1 protein-coding gene is annotated in these 3,709 nt (G+C 73.0%); it reads left to right on the forward strand.

The window, feature by feature from the left end; translation table 11 throughout:
* Nucleotides 1–42: 42 nt before the first annotated feature.
* Nucleotides 43–3,709, forward strand: a 3,667-nt coding sequence (locus ACWCV9_RS37595) for an SDR family NAD(P)-dependent oxidoreductase (RefSeq protein ID WP_450793532.1), incomplete at its 3' end; no start/stop codon positions are given.

A 3,709-nucleotide genomic window follows, 5' to 3' on the forward strand; every position in this document is an offset into this window, starting at 1 on the left:
GTTGCGGGGCTTGATGTGCGGTGGCCGGTGGGTGGGCGGCCGGTGGAGCCGTGGGAGCTGCCGACGTATGCCTTCCAGCGCGAGCGGTACTGGCTCGACGGGACGAGTGCCGCACCGTCCGACGGTGCCGCCGACCCGGAGGAGAACCGGTTCTGGGCGGCCGTCGACAGCGCGGACCAGAGTGAACTCGCCGACCTGCTCGGTGTGGAGGACACCGCCCGGCTGGAGGACGTCATCGGCCTGCTCGGCCCGTGGCGCCGTGACAGCCGGGAGCGCTCCGAGATGGACGCCTGGCACTACCGCGTCGACTGGAAGCCGGTGCCCGAGGCACGGGCGGCGGCGCTGACCGGCGCCTGGCTGCTCGCCGTACCGGACGCCGGCTCCGCCCACCCGTGGGCCGACGCGGTGGAAGACACTCTGGTGTCCGCCGGTGCCCGCGTGGTCCGGCTCGCCGTGGAAGCGGACTGCGACCGGGAACCGCTGGCCCGGCGCATCACCGAGGCACTCGCCACGCTCGACGGTGCCGAACCGGCCGGTGTGCTGTCCCTGCTGGCCCTGGACGAGACACCGCGCCCGGACCAGCCGGCACTGACCGCCGGACCCGCCGGCACGCTGCTGCTGATCCAGGCCCTCGGCGACGCCGCCGTACGCGCGCCCCTGTGGTGTGCCACCCGTGGTGCCGTGCGGGTCTCCGACGCGGACACGGACGTACGCCCCGAGCAGGCGCAGGTGTGGGGGCTCGGACTGGTCGCCGGGCTGGAGCACTCCGACCGCTGGGGCGGCCTGATCGACCTGCCGGAGACCCCCGACCCGCAGACGCTGCACCGGCTGTGTGGCACGCTCGCCGGCGCGCAGGGCGAGGACCAGCTCGCGCTCCGCCCGTCCGGGAGCTTCGCCCGGCGCCTGGTGCGGGTGGCCCGCAAGGCGCTGCACGGCCGCCCCGGCTGGCAGCCGCGCGGCACGGTCCTGATCACCGGCGGCACCGGCGCCGTCGGCGGCCGGTTCGCCCGCTGGCTGGCGGCCAACGGTGCCGACCACCTCGTACTCACCAGCAGGCAGGGCGGCTCCGCGCCCGGCGCCCGGGAGCTGGAGGCCGAGCTGACGGCCCTCGGCGCCCGGGTCACCCTCGCGGCCTGTGACGTCGCGGACCGGGAGGCGCTGGCCGGACTCGTCACAGCGGTCGCCGCCGACGGCGAGCCCGTCCGCGCGGTCATCCACGCCGCAGGTACGACCGACTCCGCGCCGCTGGCCGACACGGGCCTGGACCTGCTGGCCCGGCTCACCTCCGCCAAGGTGCGCGGCGCCCACCACCTCGACGACGTCTTCCGGGACACCGACCTCGACGCGTTCGTCCTCTTCTCCTCCGGCGCCGGCATCTGGGGCGGCGGCGGACAGGGCGCCTACGCGGCGGCCAACGCCCACCTCGACGCGCTCGCGCAGGCTCGCCGGTCCCGGGGACGGACCGCGCTGTCGGTGGCCTGGGGCCTCTGGGGCGGCGGCGGCATGGCCGACGGTGAGGTCGGCGACCGGATCCTCAGCCGTGGTGTACGGGTCATGAACCCGGACCAGGCGGTCGCCGCGCTGGCGCCCGCCACAGCGGCCACCGAGCCGACGCGGATCATCGCCGACATCGACTGGGAGGTCTTCGCCCCCCAGTTCACCGCCGTACGGCACGCCCCCCTGCTCTCCGACCTGCCCGAGGTGCAGGCGGTGCTGAAGGAGGAGACCGACGGCGCTGCACCGGGCGCGGCCCCGTCGGCGCTGCTCGACGGCCTGACCGAGGCGGAGCAGTACCTGGCCGTACTCGACCTGGTCCGCGCGGAGGCCGCGGCGGCACTCGGCCACAACACCACCGATCCCGTCGCTGCGGACCGCGCGTTCCGTGAGCTGGGCTTCGACTCGATGATGGCGGTGCAGCTGCGGAACCGCTTGAACGCGGTGACGGGGCTGCGGCTGGCGAGCACGGTGGTGTTCGACCACCCGACGGCCAGTGAGCTGGCGCGGTTCGTCCGGGCGGAGCTGCTGGGCGTGTCGATGGTGGAGGAGGAGTCCCTGCCGGTGGTGTCCGGCGGCGGCTCCGACACCGAGGCCGAGCCGGTGGCGATCGTGGGGATCGGGTGCCGGTTCCCGGGCGGGGTCAGGTCGCCCGAGGACCTGTGGCGGCTGGTGATGTCCGGGTCGGACGCGGTGTCCGGATTCCCGGTGGACCGCGGCTGGGACCTGGACGCCCTCTTCGATCCGGACCCGGACGCGGTGGGGAAGTCGTACACACGGTCCGGTGGCTTCCTCTACGACGCCGCCGAGTTCGACGCCGGGTTCTTCGGTATCTCGCCGCGTGAGGCGCTTGCCATGGATCCGCAGCAGCGGTTGCTGCTGGAGACGTCGTGGGAGGCGATCGAGCGGGCCGGTATCGACCCGGCCTCGCTGCGGGGCAGCCGTACCGGTGTCTACGTCGGCGCCATGGTCCAGGACTACGGCCACCGACTGCACCAGGGCACGGCCGAGACGGAAGGCCACATCCTGACCGGCACCACCGGAAGCGTGGTCTCGGGCCGGCTGTCGTACACCTACGGCCTGGAGGGCCCGGCGGTCACCGTCGACACGGGCTGCTCCTCCTCCCTCGTCACCCTTCACCTCGCGGTACGGGCGCTGCGCAGCGGCGAGTGCTCACTGGCCCTGGCCGGTGGCGTGACCGTCATGCCGACTCCTGGCCCCTTCATCGAGTTCAGCCGCCAGCGCGGGCTGTCGGAGGACGGCCGCTGCAAGGCGTTCGCGGAGGCCGCGGACGGCACCGGCTGGGCCGAGGGTGTGGGCGTGCTGGTGGTGGAGCGGCTGTCGGATGCTCTCAAGAACGGGCATCCGGTGCTGGCCGTCGTCCGGGGGAGTGCGGTCAATCAGGACGGTGCGAGCAACGGTCTTACGGCGCCGAACGGGTTGTCGCAGCAGCGGGTGATCCGGCAGGCGCTGGCCGATGCCCGGCTCGGTACGGCCGACATCGATGTGGTGGAGGGACACGGTACGGGCACGCGTCTGGGTGACCCGATCGAGGCGCAGGCGCTGCTCGCCACCTATGGCCAGGGGCGTGGCGACCAGTCCCCGTTGTTCCTGGGTTCGTTGAAGTCGAACATTGGGCATGCCCAGGCCGCCGCCGGTGTGGGCGGTGTCATCAAGATGGTGATGGCGCTGCGACATGGTGTGCTGCCGAAGACGCTGCATGTCGATGCGCCTTCCTCGCACGTGGACTGGTCCGCGGGTGCGGTGGAGCTGCTGACCGAGGAGCGGGACTGGCCGGAGGTCGACCGGCCCCGACGCGCCGGTGTCTCCGCCTTCGGAGTGGGCGGTACCAACGCGCACGTCGTGATCGAGCAGCCGCCCGCGGTGGAACACCGTGCTCCCGAAGAGCCCGGACTCGGCGTGGTGCCGTGGGTGGTGTCGGGTCGGAGTGCGGATGCGTTGCGGGCGCAGGCTGATGTGTTGCGGGCGTTTGTGGCGGGGCGTGAGGGGTTGGATCTGGCGGGTGTGGGGGCTGCGTTGGTGTCTGCGCGGTCGGTGTTCGAGCATCGGGCTGTGGTGGTGGCGGGTGATCGGGGCGAACTCCTTGCTGGTTTGGGGTCGTTGGTGTCGGGTGGGGTGGGTTCTGGTGTGGTGAGTGGTGTGGGTGTGGGTGGTCGTCGGGTGGTGTTTGTGTTTCCGGGTCAGGGGTCGCAGT

The sequence above is a fragment of the Streptomyces sp. NPDC001606 genome (assembly GCF_053596835.1).